The sequence below is a fragment of the Bradyrhizobium sp. USDA 4486 genome, assembly GCF_054057995.1.
This window is the reverse complement of record NZ_JBSRZV010000001.1, coordinates 2,260,093-2,277,167: the sequence shown is the minus strand read 5'-3', so window position 1 is coordinate 2,277,167 and position 17,075 is coordinate 2,260,093. Positions and strand designations below refer to the sequence as shown.

Here is a 17,075-nt window from a genome sequence, read left to right as displayed (position 1 = left end):
GTCGGAAACAACCCGGCCTTCCCTGCGCAGTGGGCTTACGGTTTATGCCGAGCTCTCCCCGGGGAGCGATGCACTATTGCCCCCGTCGCCTTGCAGATGGCTGACGCGGGCCCGGTTGGGCCGCATGCATCACCGCAAGACTTGACGCACAGCCTCCGGGCGTCAGGACGACACGGTTTTGCCGTACGCCAGCCGCATCGGTCGTTTGCGCGCCGCTCTCGCTCACGGTTGCCCGCCCTGCGATATTCCTCGCGCCGATGCAGTCGGCGTCCACCACGGCTCACCCCACGTTCGTGACGATCGCGATACGCCCCTCTGACTGGGATGAGGTGGCAGCCTTCTACTGTGAACCGGAAATTCGGTAAACAAGAATATTTTCACGCGCAGGAATTGACCGGCCGGTTGGGTGTTTTGCCTGCCGGGCAGCACAAGGGATTGTGGTGCGGCAAGCGGGTCGCGCTTCGCTCATCCGGCCTCCGAGAGCGTGTCCGTTCCCTTCAGGATCATTTCGCGCGGTCCTGCGTTCTCTTCCGTCCTGCCGGGTTGGAGCCGCCATGACCATCAATTTCGACACGCTGAAAGCGTCGCTTGTGCTCTATGGACTGAACGCGATCTACGCGATCCTGCTGCTGGCGCTCGGCTGGTATCTGTCAGGCGCGATGCAGCGTTTCGTCACGCGCTTGCTGGGCGTCACGCACCGCGTCGATCCGCTGGTGACCTTGTTCGTCGGCAGCCTTGCGCGCTATGGCGTGCTCGCGGTGGTCGGCATCGCCGTGCTGCAGTTGTTCGGCATCCAGACCGCGAGCCTCGTCGCCGTGCTGGGCGCGACGTCACTCGCTATTGGCTTGGCATTGCAGGGCACGCTGTCCAATCTCGCCGCCGGCGTGATGCTGCTGCTGTTTCGCCCGTTTCACGTCGGTGACGACGTCGAGGTTGTCGGCAAGGCCGGGAAGGTGAGGTCGCTATCGCTGTTCATGACCGAGCTGGTCGCAGCCGACAACACGCAGATCCTGTTGCCGAACGGGCAGGTGTGGGGCGCAGCGATCGTCAACCACAGCGCCTATCCCGGCACCGGCGAGGTCAAGGTGGCGTTTCCGGTCCCGGCAGGCGCTGCCAATACGCTGGCGGATCGGATTCTGGAGGAATTGCGCAACGATACGCGCATCGACGATCAGGCCGCGCCTGCCGTCTCCGTCACCAAGGTCCTCGATGTCGCCAATCCCGCGGCGCCGATCCTGGAACTGACGGTCAGCGCGAAGGCGAAACCGTCGGAGGCCGACGCCGTCAAGCAATGCGTGCTCGATCATGCGAGCGCGCTGCTTGCGGCAGCGTGAGGCGATCCATCAGCTTGGGGGACCGGTGCCTCAGCCTCTCGGCGACCGCGGCGGCCTGCGCTTCACCACATGACGTCGCGGTGAGCGGGTCACGCGGGGCCGCAGGCGGCTGGCGGCGGCACGTTGCGGCTTGGCTGCGACTTGCGGTCCGCGCGCGAGATCCATCAGCATGCGCAGGGCCTCGACCACCGAGCGCGCGCGCACCGCGCTGCGGCCGATCGCGCCGAAACGATGCTCACGGTGGATGATGCGGCCGTCGCGGGCGGCGGCGGCAAAGTGCACGAGGCCGACCGGCTTGCCCGGCGTGGCGCCGCCCGGGCCGGCGATGCCGGTGATGGCGACCGCGAGGTCGACATCGGCGCGCTCCAGCGCGCCGACCGCCATCGCGGTTGCGGTCTCCTTGCTGACGGCGCCGAAATTCGTCAGCGTGCTGGCTTCCACACCCAGCATCGCGCGCTTGGCATCGTTGGAATAGGTGACGAAGCCGCGGTCGATGACGTCAGACGAGCCGGGAATGTCGGTCAGCGCGCCGGCCACGAGGCCGCCGGTGCAGGACTCCGCCGTCGCGATCGTGAGCTTGCGCATCCGGCAGAGATCGAGCAGCGAGCGGGAGAGGGCGCGTGCGTCGCTGCCGGCCATGGCCTAGATGCTCCAGGGCAGGCGGATGGTGGCGCTCGCGGTGGCCGCGATGCCTTCCTCGCGGCCGGTGAAGCCGAGCCGCTCGCTGGTCGTCGCCTTCACCGCAACGCGCGAGATGTCGACGCCGGAGATCTCTGCGATGCGCGCGCGCATGGTGTCGCGAAGCGGGCCGATCTTCGGCCGCTCGCAGATCATGGTGACCTCGAGATTGGCGACGCGCCCGCCGCGCGCCGTGACGCGCTCGATGGCGTATTTCAGGAACTGGTCGGAGGAGGCGCCCTTCCATTTGGCATCGCTTGGCGGAAAGTGCGAGCCGATGTCGCCATCGGCAAGCGCGCCGAGGATGGCATCCACCAGTGCATGCAGCCCGACATCACCGTCGGAATGCGCCAGGAAACCCTTGCTGTGCGGCACGCGCACGCCGCAGAGCATGACGTGGTCGCCTTCGCCGAAGGCGTGCACGTCGTAGCCCGTGCCGCTCCTGATGTCGCCGAGCAGACTGGCGAGGCGCGCTTCCTCGCGCACGAAATCCTCGGGGGTGGTGAGCTTCATATTGGCAACATCGCCTTCAAAGGTTGCAACCGTCAATCCCGCCCATTCGGCAATCGCGGCATCGTCGGTGAAATCGCTACGTCCATCCTTTGCCGCGCGACGATGCGCTTCGAGGATGACATCGAAACGAAAGGATTGCGGCGTCTGCGCGATTCGCAACGAAGCCCGGTCCGGCGTGTCCTCGACATCGCCGCTCGCGCCGGTGACCTTGATGGTGTCGGTGACGGGAACGACGGGGATCGCCGCGCCGGTGCGGCTCGCCGCCTCGATCGCGCGCGAGATCACGCCGGCCGAAACGAAGGGCCGCGCGGCGTCGTGGATCAGCACGATGTCAGGCTCGTGCTTTGCCAGCGCTTCGAGCCCTGCGAGCACCGAGGCCTGCCGCGTTGCGCCGCCGTTGGTCGGCGGCTCATGCTTCAGTCCCGCGACCGCTGCCGTGAACATGGCGCTGTCATCGGGATTCACGACCGGCTGCACCACGACCACATCGGGATGGCGGCTGAAGGCTTCCATGGCGCGATGAATCACGGGCACGCCGCCGATGGTCCGATACTGCTTCGGCCCGCCGGCGCCTGCGCGCAGCCCACGTCCGGCGGCGACGAGGACGACTGCGGTGCGCTGTGGTTTCGCCATAGGACTCAAATACTCAGCTGCTAATGAATGGAGTCGGGGAAGGGTGATTGTTGGAATGCCTCTAGCACGGCAGGCCCGCAAAAAAAGGGGGTTTCCCGGGATTGTGGGAAACAGCATTTTGCTGCACCGCACTTGCAAGATTTGCAGAACTGTCTAAACTGTAGGCATGACGCTTGACTGCACAAGAATTGTGCGCAAGATAGGTCGCGGCAGGTGCGATGAGGCCCTGCCCAGCAACGAGACCCCAGTGACCGGCTCGGCAGTATCAGGCTCTAAGCCGTTGAAAATAGGCGATATCGACGTCGCCACCCCGGTCTTCCTGGCACCGATGTCGGGAGTGACCGACTCGCCCGTCCGCAAGCTGGCCGCCGAGCTGGGGGCCGGGCTCGTCGTCTCCGAAATGACCGCCAGCGATGAGCTCGCCAACGGCCACCGGATGTCCCGTTTGCGCTGCGAAGCGACGGGAATCGGCCCGCATGTGGTCCAGCTCGCCGGCTGCGAGGCGCATTGGATGGCGGAAGGCGCCCGCATTGCCGAAGCCGAAGGCGCCGACATCATCGACATCAATATGGGCTGCCCGGCCCGTCACGTCACCGGCGGCCAGTCCGGCTCGGCCCTGATGCGCGACATCGACCATGCCGTCAGCCTGATCGACGCGACCATCGCCGCGGTGAAGGTGCCGGTGACGCTGAAGATGCGGCTCGGCTGGGACGACCGCACCCGCAACGCGCCGGAGCTGGCGCGCCGCGCGGAGGCCGCCGGCGTCAAGCTCGTCACGGTGCATGGCCGCACCCGCTGCCAGTTCTACAAGGGCGAGGCGGATTGGGATGCGATCCGCGCCCTGCGCGATGTCATCTCCATTCCGCTCGTCGTCAACGGCGACATCACGACCTACGAGCAAGCGCGCGCCGCGCTCGAAGCCTCCGGCGCCGATGCCGTGATGATCGGCCGCGGCGCGAACGGCAAGCCCTGGCTGCCGGGCCAGATCGGCCGCCGCCTCAAGGGAGGGGCGGTCGAAGCCGCGCCGTCGCTCGCAACGCAGCTGCATTACGTCCGCATGCTCTACGAAGGCGTTTGCGCGCTCTACGGTCTGCGCGTCGGCCTCAGGCACGCGCGCAAGCATCTCGGCTGGGCACTCGATGTCGCCGCGGAAGCGAGCCGCGCCCCGGCGGAGAAGCTGAAGGCCTGGCGCCGGACAATCCTCACCTCGGAGGATCCGCGCCTGGTCCACCAGTCGCTGCAAGATGCCTTCGACGACTTCGCATGGAGCGCTGCTGCATGAGCTCAGCCGCCGACCATCGCCGGCCGCTTCCGTCCGACAGCGACGCGATCCTGGATGCCTTGCCCAACCCCGTGCTGTTGATTGGGCCGGACGGCAAGATCGTCGGCGCCAATATCGCGACTGAGGCCTTCTTCGAGATCTCGACGCAGTTCCTGAGGCGGCAGTCGCTGAAGGAGCTGGTGCCGTTTGGAAGCCCCTTGCTGGCGCTGATCGACCAGGTGCGCTCCTCCAATTCGCCGGTCAACGAATACAAGGTTGATCTCGGCACGCCGCGCATGGGCGGCGGCGACCGCCAGGTCGACCTGCATGTCGCGCCGCTGACGGAGCGGCCCGGCCATATCGTGGTGATGATCCAGGAGCGCACCATCGCCGACAAGATGGACCGCCAGCTCACCCATCGCAGCGCCGCGCGCTCGGTCATCGCGCTGGCGGCGATGCTGGCGCACGAGATCAAGAACCCGCTCTCCGGCATCCGCGGCGCGGCGCAGCTCCTGGAGCAGCAGGCCTCGTCCGAGGACCGCATGCTGACGCGCCTGATCTGCGACGAGGCCGACCGCATCGTGACGCTGGTCGACCGCATGGAGGTGTTCGGCGACGAGCGCCCCGTGGTGCGCGGCCCTGTCAACATCCATTCCGTGCTCGACCACGTGAAGCGGCTGGCGCAGTCCGGCTTTGCCCGCAACATCCGCTTCATCGAGGATTACGATCCCTCGCTGCCGCCGGTGCTGGCGAACCAGGACCAGCTGATCCAGGTGTTCCTCAACCTCGTGAAGAACGCCGCCGAAGCGCTGATCGACGTGCCCGACGCCGAGATCCAGCTCACCACCGCATTCCGTCCCGGCGTGCGCCTGTCAGTCCCCGGTCAAAAATCCCGGGTATCCCTGCCGCTTGAATTCTGCGTGAGGGACAATGGACCAGGCGTGCCGGACGATCTTCTGCCCAACCTGTTCGACCCCTTCGTGACCACCAAGCAGACCGGCTCGGGCCTGGGTCTTGCATTGGTTGCCAAGATCGTTGGCGATCACGGGGGCATCATCGAATGCGAATCTCAGCCGCGCAAGACCACCTTCCGCGTGCTGATGCCGATGTATTCCACATCGGTGAAACATGCCGATCACAGCAGTCGCGACGGCTCTGCCGGGAAGTCGTCGCCTGCGTCACAGGGGGCAAAATGAGGATCAACGATGCCCGTAGGTAGCATTCTCGTTGCTGATGACGACACCGCCATCCGCACGGTTCTCAACCAGGCACTATCCCGCGCCGGCTATGAAGTCAGGCTCACCGGCAACGCCGCAACCCTGTGGCGCTGGGTCAGCCAGGGGGAGGGCGATCTCGTCATTACCGACGTGGTGATGCCGGATGAAAACGCCTTCGACCTGTTGCCGCGGATCAAGAAGATGCGGCCCAATCTGCCCGTCATCGTCATGAGCGCGCAGAACACGTTCATGACGGCGATCCGCGCCTCCGAGCGCGGCGCCTATGAATATCTGCCAAAACCCTTCGACCTGAAGGAGCTGATCGCCATCGTCGGCCGCGCGCTGGCCGAGCCAAAGGAACGGGTCTCGACGCCGGACGAGGACGCCGAGATGGAAGCGATCCCGCTGGTCGGCCGCTCGCCGGCGATGCAGGAAATCTACCGCGTGCTGGCGCGGCTGATGCAGACCGATCTCACCGTGATGATCACGGGCGAGTCCGGCACCGGCAAGGAGCTGGTGGCGCGCGCGCTGCACGATTACGGCAAGCGCCGCAACGGCCCGTTCGTCGCCGTCAACATGGCCGCGATCCCGCGCGACCTCATCGAGTCCGAGCTGTTCGGCCATGAGCGCGGCGCCTTCACCGGCGCCAACACCCGCGCCTCCGGCCGGTTCGAGCAGGCCGAGGGCGGCACGCTGTTCCTGGACGAGATCGGCGACATGCCGATGGAGGCGCAGACCCGATTGCTGCGCGTGCTGCAGCAGGGCGAGTACACCACGGTCGGCGGCCGCACGCCGATCAAGACCGACGTGCGCATCGTCGCGGCCTCCAACAAGGATCTGCGCGTCCTGATCCAGCAGGGCCTGTTCCGCGAAGATTTGTTCTTCCGCCTCAACGTCGTGCCGCTGCGGCTACCGCCCTTGCGCGAGCGCATCGAGGACCTGCCGGATCTCGTGCGGCACTTCTTCACGCTGGCCGAGAAAGACGGCCTTCCGCCGAAGAAGCTGGACGCGCTGGCGCTGGAGCGCCTCAAGCAGCACCGCTGGCCCGGCAACGTGCGCGAACTGGAAAACCTCGCCCGGCGCCTCGCCGCGCTGTATCCGCAGGACGTCATCACCGCCTCCGTCATCGACGGCGAGCTGGCGCCGCCCGCGGTCAGTCCCGGAGCGGCGGTCCAGCAGGGCGTCGACAATCTCGGCGGCGCGGTGGAGGCATATCTGTCCTCGCACTTCCAGGGCTTTCCCAACGGCATGCCGCCGCCGGGCCTGTATCACCGCATTCTCAAGGAGATCGAGGTCCCGCTGCTCACGGCCGCGCTCGCCGCCACCCGCGGCAACCAGATCCGCGCCGCGGACCTGCTCGGCCTCAACCGCAACACGCTGCGCAAGAAGATCCGGGATCTCGATATCCAGGTCTACCGAAGCGGGGGCTAGTTCCGAACCAGTGGCTCAGCTCCCTCGACCAGAGCGGAGCTGAGCCTGTCCGGATCGCGCTGGGCGTTGTGGCTGACGCGGTGGCAGAAGTCCGGATCGGGCCGAAACGTTCCGCCGGAACGCAGAAATCGGTACATTGCCGGATCGGCGCGACGCCAAAAGCCTATCTGACGAGACGGCTCGAGACCGGCATCGCGGCGGCGATATTGCTTGTCGGCTCCTGGAGCCCGGGTCCGTTGACCAGCAAGTCAGCGGCCACGATCAGCACCAGAACGGCCGAGACCATCATGGCGAGAAAGAACCTATCCATGCCGGTCAAGCCGGAAGGGTGACCATACGTTCCGACCTTCTGGCGATAGGCCTGTGGATGCGCCGGTCCGCCGCGGGACAGGCGCCGCGGAATTGTCGCAATTCGGCAACAATGTGGTACGAATACATCAGTATCCGCCCCGCCGCGGACCCCGTTTTCAGCACCATTGCCGGAATGACCAGCCAAGAGACCTCGGCCGCACACTTTGACACGGCCTCACCGGAAGAGCCGCGCCGTTGGTCGGTACGCCGCTGGCTGGCCCCGCTGGCCGTGGCCATGGCACTGCTGTCGGCGCTTCTGACGTTCCTGGTCCTGACCGGCCTGACGCAGATCGAGCCGACGCCGGAGGTGGTCCGCTCGTTCTACCTGATCAACGCCGCCACGATCCTGCTCCTGGTCGGCATCATCGTCCGGGAACTCTGGCAGCTGATCCTGGCCCGCCGGCGCGGACGTGCGGCGGCGCGCCTTCATGTCCAGATCGTCAGCCTGTTCTCGATCGTGGCGGTGCTGCCGGCGGTGCTGGTCGCCGTCGTTGCCAATGTCACCATCGAGCGCGGTCTCGACCGGCTGTTCTCGGGTCCCACTAAGGAAGTGATCCAGAATTCGCTGACGATCGCGCGGGCCTACATGCAGGACCATGCGCAACTGATCCGCGGGGACATTCTCGGCATGGCCAACGACATCGCCCATGCAAGACCGCTCTATGACCAGGACCGCCGCTCGTTCCGCGAGCTGCTGACCGCGAGCGCCGGCTCCCGCAATTTGCCGGGCGCGATGATCATCGACAAGAACACCAACATCCTGGAATCCGCCGATACCGGCATGCGGCTGGCCTATTCGCCGCCGGCGCCGGACTTCCTCAGCAACGTCAACGAATCCGAGCCCGAGATCGCGGTGCTGCCGGATGCGAGCTTCGTTGCGGCGGTGATCCGCCTCCGCGCCTTCAACGATACCTTCCTCTACGTCGCGCGGCCGCTCGATCCCAACGTGGTCGCTCAGCTCAAGCAGACCGAGGTCAGCGTCGCCGAATACGCCCAGATCGAATCACGGCGACTCGGCATCCAGGTCGCCTTTGCGCTGATGTTCGCGGTGATCGCGCTGACGATCCTGATGGCCTCGGTACTGATCGGCCTCAACTTCGCCAACTCGCTGGTCTCGCCGATCCGGCGGCTGATGAACGCGGCCCACACCGTCTCGACCGGCGACCTGCACGTCCAGGTGCCCGTGCACCAGTCGGAGGGCGACCTCGCGCAGTTGGGCGAGACCTTCAACAAGATGACGCAGGAGCTGCGCAGCCAGCGCGACGAGCTCGTCAGCGCCAGCGACCTCATCGACAGCCGGCGCCGCTTCATCGAGGCCGTGCTGTCCTCGGCGAGCGCCGGCATCATCGGTGTCGACACCTCGGGCAGCGTCGGCATCCTCAACCGCTCTGCCGAGAAGCTGATCGGGCACTCCGAAGCGGAGACGCTCGGCCATCCGCTCTCCGACGTGCTGCCCGAGCTCGAGGAGATGATGAAGACCGCGCGGGAAGGGACCCAGCGCCTGGTGCAGGGCCAGATCACGATCACGCGCGACGGCACCGAGCGCAATCTGTCCGTGCGCGTCAGTGCCGAGAAGAACCAGCCGCACGACAGCTACATCATTACGCTCGACGACATCACCGAGCTGGTCTCGGCGCAGCGCACCTCGGCCTGGGGCGACGTGGCGCGCCGCATCGCCCACGAGATCAAGAACCCGCTGACGCCGATCCAGCTGTCGGCCGAGCGCATCCGCCGCAAGTTCGGCAAGACCATCACCGAGGACAAGGACAAGCAGATCTTCGACCAGTGCACCGACACCATCGTGCGCCAGGTCGACGACATCAGGCGCATGGTCGACGAGTTCTCGCGCTTCGCGCGGATGCCGAAGCCGGTGATGGAAGGTGAGGATGTCGCCGACACCGTCCGGCAGGCGGTGTTCCTGATGAAGGTCGCCCATCCCGAGCTCGATATCGAAGCCGAGTTCAAGGAGGATCCGTTACGCGCCCAGTTCGACCGGCGGCTGATCTCGCAGGCGGTCACCAACATCATCAAGAACGCCACCGAGGCGATCGAGCAGGTTCCGCCGGAGGAGCTCGGCAAGGACGGCGGAAAGGGCCGCATCGACGTCGTGGTCTCGCGCGAGGGCGCGGACGTGCTGATCGACGTCATCGATAACGGCATCGGCCTGCCCAAGGTCGCGCGCTCGCGGCTGCTTGAACCCTACGTGACCACGCGCGCCAAGGGCACCGGCCTTGGCCTTGCCATCGTCGGGCGCGTGCTGGAGGACCATGGCGGGCGCATCGAATTGAAGGACGCCTCTGACTTCCGCGAGGGCCAGCGTGGCGCCTGGATGCGCCTGCGCTTTGCGATCTCCGGCCAGCCGGCGAAGTCCGAAACGGCCGAAGCGGCACCGGCGGCCAAGGACGTGGCCGGCGCCGCTGTCAAGGATCAGGCGCAAGAAACAAAACGACTGTCGGCCGAAACCAAAGAGCCGGCAGAAGTGACCAATGATTCAACGAAAATCGAAGCCTCAACAGGCAGCTGAGAAGACAGGCGGCGACCCATGGCTAGTGAAATTCTGATTGTCGATGATGAGGCCGATATTCGGGATCTCGTTGCGGGTATTCTCGAAGACGAGGGTTTTGTCACGAGGACCGCGCGCGACAGCGATACGGCGCTCGCCGAGATCGCCAACCGGAGGCCGCATCTGGTCTTCCTCGACATCTGGCTCCAGGGCTCCAAGCTCGACGGCTTGCAGCTGCTCGAGCAGGTCAAGAAGGACAATGCCGATCTGCCCGTCGTGATGATCTCCGGCCACGGCAACATCGAGACCGCGGTCGCCGCGATCAAGCGCGGCGCCTACGACTTCATCGAGAAGCCGTTCAAGGCGGACCGGCTCATCCTGGTCGCAACCCGTGCGCTGGAGAACTCGCGGCTCAAGCGCGAGGTCAAGGAGCTGAAGCAGCTCGCGCCGAGCGCAAGCCAGCTGGTCGGCCGCTCGCCGAGCATGAACCAGCTGCGCCAGACCATCGAGCGCGCAGCAAAGGCCAACAGCCGCATCCTGATCGTCGGCCCCGCCGGCGCCGGCAAGGAATTGACCGCGCGCACGCTGCACACGGCCTCGGGCCGCGCCGACGGTCCCTTCGTCGTCATCAACGCCGCCGCGATCACGCCCGAGCGCATGGAGCACGAGCTGTTCGGCGTCGAGCAGACGAACGGCGAGCAGCCGCGCAAGCCCGGCGCACTCGAAGAGGCCCATGGCGGCACGCTGTTCATCGACGAGATTGCGGACATGCCGCGTGAGACCCAGAACAAGATCCTGCGCGTTCTGGTCGAGCAGTCGTTCCAGCGCGTCGGCGGCACCGCCAAGGTGCAGGTCGACGTGCGCATCATCTCCTCCACCGCGCGCAATCTCGAGGAGGAGATCGCGGCCGGCCGTTTCCGCGAGGACCTCTATCACCGCCTCTCGGTGGTGCCGATCCGCGTGCCCGCGCTCTCGGAGCGGCGCGAGGACATTCCGGAATTGATCGATTATTTCATGGAGCAGATCTCGGCCGGCAGCGGCCTGCCCAAGCGGCAGATCGGTCAGGATGCGATGGCGGTGCTGCAATCGCACGTCTGGCCCGGCAATGTGCGCCAGCTCCGCAACAACGTTGAGAGGGTCATGATTCTGGCCGCGGGCGGCCCGGAAGTGATCATCACGGCCGACATGCTGCCGCAGGACGTCGGCTCGATGGTGCCGGCGATGCCGACCAGCAACAATGGCGAACACATCATGGGCCTGCCGCTGCGCGAGGCGCGCGAAGTGTTCGAGCGCGACTATTTGATTGCACAGATCAGCCGTTTTTCAGGAAATATTTCTCGTACGGCCGAGTTCGTTGGCATGGAACGGTCGGCCTTGCACCGCAAGTTGAAGGCACTCGGGGTCGGCTGATGCGGTGACGCATCAGGGATAAGCGAGGAAAATCATCGATTTCCGTAGTTTTTCGGAGCAAACGGGCAGGCGCTGCCGCGTGAAGCGGCTTGCCTAATAACCCGTCCTGCCCTCTAATCGAACCGCTGTTCCTCCGAGGGGGATCTCATGAGGAGCGGCAACCGGATGAGACCCCATATTTTGAAAGCGGGGCGCAACCGGCGCAATAAAAAGAAACTCAAAGCGAGAAAAAAACAATGGCGGCAGACCGCGCACAAAACCTACAGGACACCTTCCTTAATCACGTTCGCAAAACCAAGACGCCACTAACGATCTTTCTGGTCAACGGAGTGAAGCTCCAGGGCATCGTGACCTGGTTCGACAATTTCTGTTTGCTGCTTCGGCGCGACGGTCACTCGCAGCTCGTCTACAAGCATGCGATCTCGACCATCATGCCGGGCGCTCCGATCCAGTTGTTCGAAGGCGGCGAGGATCAGCCGGCTTGAGAGTGATCTGATTGGAACCCCGGAATTTCGACGGGGGTGGCGACCGTCCGCGGTCGGCAGGGGCTAGGCAGACGGGGCGGGTGCTTGTCATCGGCCCCTATTTGCGAGCGCGCGCGGGAAGTGCTGACGCGCAATCGGAAAGCCATGTCCAACGCAATTCCGAGGCCCGGCTCGACGAAGCCGCGGGCCTCGCGCGTGCGATCGACCTCGTCATTGCCGATGCCATCATCGCGCCGATCAGCCAGATCCGGCCCGCAACCTATATCGGCAAGGGCAAGGTCGAGGAGATCGCCGCGCTGGCCAAGAGCCTCGACGTCGAGCTCGTGGTGATGGATTGCGCATTGGCACCGATCCAGCAGCGCAATCTCGAGAAGGAGCTGCACGCCAAGGTGCTCGACCGCACCGGGCTCATCCTCGAAATCTTCGGCCGCCGCGCCAAGACCAAGGAGGGCGCGCTCCAGGTCGAGCTGGCGCATCTCAACTACCAGCGCTCGCGCCTGGTTCGTTCATGGACGCATCTGGAGCGCCAGCGCGGCGGCTTCGGATTCATGGGCGGTCCGGGCGAGACCCAGATCGAGGCCGACCGCCGCCTGATCCAGGAGCGCATCACCAAGCTCGAAACCGAGCTGAAGAAGGTGCAGGCGACGCGGCGACTGCATCGCGCCGGGCGCCAGCGCGTGCCGTATCGCGTCGTCGCGCTGGTCGGCTACACCAATGCCGGCAAGTCGACGCTGTTCAACCGTTTGACGCGCGCCGACGTGCAAGCCGCCGACATGCTGTTCGCAACGCTCGACCCGACGTTGCGCGCGCTCAACCTGCCGCATGGCGGCAAGGCGATGCTGTCGGATACCGTCGGCTTCATCTCCAACCTGCCCACCCAGCTCGTCGCCGCCTTCCGCGCCACGCTGGAGGAGGTGCTGGAGGCTGACGTCATCCTGCATGTGCGCGACATCTCACACGAGGACGCCGAGGCGCAGCAGAGCGACGTCGACGCCGTGCTGCGCCAGCTCGGCATCAACCCCGACGACAGTGGCCGCATCATCGAGGTCTGGAACAAGATCGACCGTTACGATCCCGAGCAGCGCCAGGAGCTTCTGAACATCGCCGCGCGCCGGCCGGAGGATCATCCGGCGATGCTGGTGTCCGCCGTATCGGGCGAGGGCATCGACGCCCTGCTCGCCGCGATCGAGGAGCGCCTTGCCGCAAAGCGCACCACGCTCGATCTCTCCATCGACGCCGCCGACGGCGCCGGCATCAGCTGGCTGCACCGCAATGCCGAGGTGCTGGCGAAAGAGCTGCACGACGGCCGTTTCGACATGACCGTGCGGGTCGACGAGACCAAGCGGGACATCGTGGTGAACCGGTTCGACGCCGTGCCGCGTCTGTCGGCATAAACCGATGTTGTCTCGGACAAGCCAAGCGCAGAGCCGGGACCCATCACCACAGGACGTGGTTTGGTGCGCGGTGCTAGCCGCGCGGCGCTGCAGCGAAATCACGCGGTTTGGGTCGCTGCGCCCGTGCGCAATTGCGCACCAGGCAGGGACGACAGCGGAATTAGCGGCGCGCTTCCTTCCGTTCTTCTAACGCCGGCTTCTCGTCGCCCTTAGCCTTGTTCCACAACTCGTCCATCTCTTCCAGCGACGCCTGCTCCAGCGTGCGTCCCTGCGCCTCCAGCGCACGTTCGATGAACGCAAACCGCCGCTCGAATTTCGCATTCGTGGCGCGCAACGCGGCTTCCGGATCGGCGTCGACATGGCGGGCGAGGTTGACGAGGGCGAACATCAGGTCGCCGGTCTCCTCCGCGAGCTCCTGCTTGTCGTTGCGATCGAGCGCGGCTTCGATCTCGTCGGCTTCCTCGCGGATCTTTTGCAGCACCGCGCGCGGGTCGTTCCAGTCGAAGCCGACGGTGGAAGCCTTGCGTTGCAGCTCCATCGCGCGCGTCAGGGCCGGCTGCCCGGCCTTGACGCCTGACAGCAACGACTTGCGCGCAGGCATTTCTTCCGGCGGCCGGCGCGCGGCGCGCTCGGCTTTCTCCTCGGCCTTGATGCGGTCCCAGACTTCCTTGACGTGGTGTGGGGCGAGATTGCCGTCCTTGTCGGCAAAGACATGGGGATGGCGGCGGATCATCTTCCGCGTGATGGCTTCGACGACGTCACCAAACGCAAACGCGTTCTGCTCCGACGCCATCTGGGCGTGGAACACGACCTGGAGCAGCAGGTCGCCAAGCTCCTCCCTGAGATCATCGAGATCACCGCGGGTGATGGCGTCGACCACCTCATAGGCTTCCTCGATCGTGTAGGGCGCGATCGTCGAAAAATCCTGTTCGAGGTCCCAGGGGCAGCCGGTCACCGGCGTGCGCAGCGCCGCCATGATCTCGATCAGGCGGGAAATGTCGCGGGAAGGGGTCATTGCGGGCACTCTCCTGGCTCGAAAACCTTATGCCAAAAGCGGGCCGCCGTTCCCAGCGCCGGCATGCGGAACGGGCTGATTTCCACTGATTGGCGCGCAAGGCGCATGGTGCTAAAGCGCGGGCCATGAGTGACGCATTTTCATCACAAACCGCCTTGGTGCTGTTCTCGGGCGGCCAGGATTCCACCACCTGCCTTGCCTGGGCGCTGAGCCGCTTTGCGCGCGTGGAGACGCTGGGATTCGAGTACGGCCAGCGCCACGCCATTGAGCTCGCCTGCCGCGACCGGCTGCTCGAGGGCATCAAGGGCCTGCGCCCCGATTGGGCCGCAAAGCTCGGCGAGAGCCATACGCTGTCGATCCCGACGCTCGCCGCCGTGTCCGAGACCGCGCTGACGCGAGACGTCGCGATCGCGATGGGCGCCGACGGCCTGCCGAATACGTTTGTGCCCGGCCGCAACCTGGTGTTCCTGACCTTTGCGGCAGCGCTGGCCTATCGGCGCGGCATCACGCACATCGTCGGCGGCATGTGCGAGACCGACTATTCCGGCTATCCCGATTGCCGCGACGACACCATCCGCGCCATGCAGGCCGCGCTCTCACTCGGCATGGCCCGGCCATTCGAGCTGCACACGCCGCTGATGTGGATCGACAAGGCCGCGACGTGGAAGCTCGCGTATGATCTCGGCGGCGACGGTCTGGTCGACCTCATCCGCGAGCAATCGCACACCTGCTATCTCGGCGAACGCGGCGCGCAGCATGATTGGGGCTACGGCTGCGGCGAGTGCCCGGCGTGCAGCCTGCGGGCGAAGGGGTGGCGGGAGTTCGTGGCGGGGAGGTAGCCAAGGAAATGGTGTCATCGCCCGCGAAAGCGGGCGATCCAGTATTCCAGAGACCGTCCTTGAGCCGAGAGGCCGCGGCGCACTGGATTCCCCGCCTTCGCGGCGAGTGACAGCGGAGCGCTTGGCGCGAGCGTGCCAATCAACGGCCTACCCAAAATCCTCGTCCCGCAGCTCAATCGGCTTGCCGTGCGGGGTGCGATCCGCCGCGTGGTCCCAGGCCTCGCGATAGCGGTGCAGCGTCTCCATTGAGGCGACGCCCTTGCGCGCGACGAGGCCTTCCAGCGTGGCGAGCCAGTGCAAATAATACGTCTCGCCCGTATCGGGATCGCCGGCGGCCTGCGCGCGCTTGATCTCGTCGGCCAGTGCTGCGGCCCATTCGGGCCAGGTGAACACGCCGCGCTCGTGCAGCGTCAATGCCATCGCGAAGGCATGCGCCTCCCAGGGCGCGCGGAACACCGGGCCGTCGTCATCGCGCGGGATGCTCGGAATGGCCGCCGTCGCGGCGGCCGCGGCCGTGCTGCTCATCACGCCGGATCCAGATAAGGCTCGAACGCGTCGATCGACACCTTCAGTGTCGGATCGCCGTCCTCGCCCCAGAGATCGCTGCCTTCGAACACTACGGTGTAGAGCCATTGCGGATTCTCGCCGAGCTCCATCGCTGCCGAGTCCGGAAAGACATGGCAGCCGTGGTTGAGCTCGACGACACCGACATGGCCGCGCACATAGCGCGGCAGGCGTGTGTGCGTGGTCGGATGAATGTTCTTGGCGCGAACGCGATCGCCAATGTTGAACTTCGCCGGCGTCTGGGCAGGGCGGGCAAACTTGCCGCGCACCATCACGCGCTCGACATTGGCGAGATCGAACTTGCCGTGCTTGAGCGCCTTACCGGGCTGCAGCGCGTGGCCGGCCGCGACTTCCTCGCGGGTGAGGTAGCCCTTCTCGATCAGCATCTCCTCGAGCCCGAAGAACCACTTTTCGTAGTAGGAGCTCGACAGATATACGTGCGGCGGCAAGGTCTCGCGGTAGAAGCGCGAGGTGTCGATGTTGAAGGCTCCGGCCGCACCCATCGCGCGCACCATCGCCAGCACGCGGGATTCCCACTCCGCGTGGAACATCGGCTCGTTCGGCTCAGGCTCGACCTTGCCGAAACCGTCCATGCCGCCCATGTCGTGCACGCCGTTCACGACGGCGCTCCGGGCTTGGTCGGAAAGCCGGTGCCGATCATGGAATCGCGGGTCACGAGCTCTGCGAGCTGTTCCTCGCGCCAGCCTTCGGTGCCTTCGGGGCGCATCGGCAGCACCAGGAAGCGCGTTTCCGCCGTGGAATCCCACACACGGATTTCCACGTTCTTCGGCAGGCTGACGCCGAAATCGGCGAGCACGCCGCGCGGGTCCTTCACCGCGCGCGAGCGGTAGGGCGCGGCCTTGTACCAGACCGGCGGCAGCCCCAGCATTTCCCAGGGATAGCAGGAGCACAGCGTGCATACGACCATGTTGTGGCGCTCGGGCGTGTTCTCGACGACGACGAGATGATCGCCGACGCGGCTGACATGACCGAGCGTGCCGATCGCTTTGCTGCCGTCCTCCAGCAGCGCCTGCTTGAAGGCCGGATCGGTCCAGGCCTTGGCGACGACGCGCGCGCCGTTATGCGGACCGATCTTGGTCTCATAGGCCTGGATGATGGCATCGAGCGCCGCCGGCTCGACGTAGCCTTTTTCGGTCAGGATCGTTTCGAGGGCGCGCACGCGCAGCTCGGTCTCGGACAGCTCCGAATGATCGTGACCGTGATGATGATGGTCGTGATTTTGGCTCATGAGCCGAAGATAGGCGCAATGGTCCCCGCCTGTCGAGCCGTCCTTGCAGCGCAATCCGGCCACGTGTTCGTGACGCCGATTTGCGCGACGAGGCGCGACAGCGAGCACGCCGGAAACGGCCATTGATCGCCCCACGGCGTCTGCCGTATACGGCCTTGAAGGGACAATAACGGTCCGGCCAACGGGCTGCACCATGCA

At 65.7% G+C, this 17,075-nt stretch carries 17 protein-coding genes; 10 read left to right on the top strand and 7 right to left on the bottom strand.

The genetic code is table 11. The annotated features are described in order from the left end of the window. Positions 1-554 precede the first annotated feature (554 nt). The gene (locus ACVWY3_RS11130) at positions 555-1,334 is read left to right on the top strand and encodes a mechanosensitive ion channel family protein (protein WP_456838471.1); all 780 of its coding nucleotides are present in this window, start codon (positions 555-557) and stop codon (positions 1,332-1,334) included. 30 nt (positions 1,335-1,364) lie between these two features. On the opposite strand, the gene ACVWY3_RS11125 is transcribed toward ACVWY3_RS11130, so the two are convergent. Then, positions 1,365-1,973: a CinA family protein gene (locus tag ACVWY3_RS11125; RefSeq protein ID WP_456838470.1), complete on the bottom strand. Its 609-nt coding sequence runs from the start codon at positions 1,971-1,973 to the stop codon at positions 1,365-1,367. A 3-nt stretch (positions 1,974-1,976) separates the two neighbouring features. After that, positions 1,977-3,158, bottom strand: a complete 1,182-nt coding sequence (locus tag ACVWY3_RS11120; protein WP_456838469.1) for a bifunctional 2-C-methyl-D-erythritol 4-phosphate cytidylyltransferase/2-C-methyl-D-erythritol 2,4-cyclodiphosphate synthase — start codon at positions 3,156-3,158, stop codon at positions 1,977-1,979. A 280-nt stretch (positions 3,159-3,438) separates the two neighbouring features. Between ACVWY3_RS11120 and dusB the strand changes: the two genes are divergently transcribed. Genes dusB through ntrC form a run of 3 tightly spaced genes read left to right on the top strand, consistent with a single transcriptional unit; the run spans position 3,439 to position 7,067 of the window. Then, positions 3,439-4,440 carry a tRNA dihydrouridine synthase DusB gene (gene dusB, locus ACVWY3_RS11115; protein WP_456843340.1) on the top strand — a complete coding sequence of 334 codons (1,002 nt, stop codon included), beginning with the start codon at positions 3,439-3,441 and terminating at the stop codon, positions 4,438-4,440. Beyond that, a complete protein-coding gene (locus tag ACVWY3_RS11110; RefSeq protein ID WP_456838468.1) occupies positions 4,437-5,615 on the top strand; it encodes a two-component system sensor histidine kinase NtrB in 1,179 nt (392 codons plus the stop codon). Before dusB ends, ACVWY3_RS11110 begins: the two co-directional genes overlap by 4 nt. 9 nt (positions 5,616-5,624) lie before the next feature. Next, a complete protein-coding gene (gene ntrC / locus ACVWY3_RS11105; RefSeq protein WP_456838467.1) occupies positions 5,625-7,067 on the top strand; it encodes a nitrogen regulation protein NR(I) in 1,443 nt (480 codons plus the stop codon). A 163-nt stretch (positions 7,068-7,230) separates the two neighbouring features. Here the strand turns inward: ntrC and ACVWY3_RS11100 are convergent, their stop codons facing one another. Next, the gene (locus ACVWY3_RS11100) at positions 7,231-7,377 is read right to left on the bottom strand and encodes a hypothetical protein (protein ID WP_456838466.1); all 147 of its coding nucleotides are present in this window, start codon (positions 7,375-7,377) and stop codon (positions 7,231-7,233) included. Between the two features lie 174 nt (positions 7,378-7,551). Between ACVWY3_RS11100 and ACVWY3_RS11095 the strand changes: the two genes are divergently transcribed. The 4 genes from ACVWY3_RS11095 to hflX all read left to right on the top strand — a co-directional run bounded on the left by ACVWY3_RS11095 (position 7,552) and on the right by hflX (position 13,210). Further along, positions 7,552-9,942 (top strand): ATP-binding protein, encoded by a 2,391-nt coding sequence (locus tag ACVWY3_RS11095; RefSeq protein ID WP_456838465.1) that lies wholly within the window; start codon positions 7,552-7,554, stop codon positions 9,940-9,942. An 18-nt stretch (positions 9,943-9,960) separates the two neighbouring features. Continuing rightward, positions 9,961-11,331 (top strand): nitrogen assimilation response regulator NtrX, encoded by a 1,371-nt coding sequence (gene ntrX / locus ACVWY3_RS11090; protein ID WP_456838464.1) that lies wholly within the window; start codon positions 9,961-9,963, stop codon positions 11,329-11,331. Positions 11,332-11,567: 236 nt separating this feature from the next. Next, the gene (hfq, locus tag ACVWY3_RS11085) at positions 11,568-11,816 is read left to right on the top strand and encodes an RNA chaperone Hfq (RefSeq protein WP_007591126.1); all 249 of its coding nucleotides are present in this window, start codon (positions 11,568-11,570) and stop codon (positions 11,814-11,816) included. An 11-nt stretch (positions 11,817-11,827) separates the two neighbouring features. Then, complete coding sequence (gene hflX / locus ACVWY3_RS11080; RefSeq protein WP_456838463.1) at positions 11,828-13,210, top strand: GTPase HflX; 1,383 nt, start codon at positions 11,828-11,830, stop codon at positions 13,208-13,210. 160 nt (positions 13,211-13,370) lie between these two features. Here hflX and mazG read toward each other — a convergent pair whose 3' ends face one another. Next, positions 13,371-14,225: a nucleoside triphosphate pyrophosphohydrolase gene (gene mazG / locus ACVWY3_RS11075; protein WP_456838462.1), complete on the bottom strand. Its 855-nt coding sequence runs from the start codon at positions 14,223-14,225 to the stop codon at positions 13,371-13,373. 125 nt (positions 14,226-14,350) lie between these two features. Between mazG and queC the strand changes: the two genes are divergently transcribed. Continuing rightward, positions 14,351-15,064, top strand: coding sequence for a 7-cyano-7-deazaguanine synthase QueC (gene queC, locus ACVWY3_RS11070; RefSeq protein ID WP_456838461.1), 714 nt, complete (start codon positions 14,351-14,353; stop codon positions 15,062-15,064). A 147-nt stretch (positions 15,065-15,211) separates the two neighbouring features. Here the strand turns inward: queC and ACVWY3_RS11065 are convergent, their stop codons facing one another. The 3 genes from ACVWY3_RS11065 to nthA are packed head-to-tail and all read right to left on the bottom strand — an operon-like array spanning position 15,212 to position 16,877. Then, complete coding sequence (locus ACVWY3_RS11065) at positions 15,212-15,589, bottom strand: nitrile hydratase accessory protein (RefSeq protein ID WP_456838460.1); 378 nt, start codon at positions 15,587-15,589, stop codon at positions 15,212-15,214. Further along, entirely contained in the window at positions 15,589-16,248 is a 660-nt protein-coding gene (gene nthB, locus ACVWY3_RS11060) for a nitrile hydratase subunit beta (RefSeq protein ID WP_456838459.1), read from the bottom strand. Before nthB ends, ACVWY3_RS11065 begins: the two co-directional genes overlap by 1 nt. Then, entirely contained in the window at positions 16,245-16,877 is a 633-nt protein-coding gene (nthA, locus tag ACVWY3_RS11055; protein WP_456838458.1) for a nitrile hydratase subunit alpha, read from the bottom strand. The genes nthB and nthA overlap by 4 nt, the downstream gene beginning before the upstream one ends. Here nthA and ACVWY3_RS11050 point away from each other — a divergent pair. Continuing rightward, positions 16,836-17,003, top strand: a complete 168-nt coding sequence (locus ACVWY3_RS11050; RefSeq protein ID WP_456843574.1) for a hypothetical protein — start codon at positions 16,836-16,838, stop codon at positions 17,001-17,003. The two genes, nthA and ACVWY3_RS11050, sit on opposite strands and share 42 nt — an antisense overlap. The last annotated feature ends 72 nt before the right edge of the window (positions 17,004-17,075 follow it).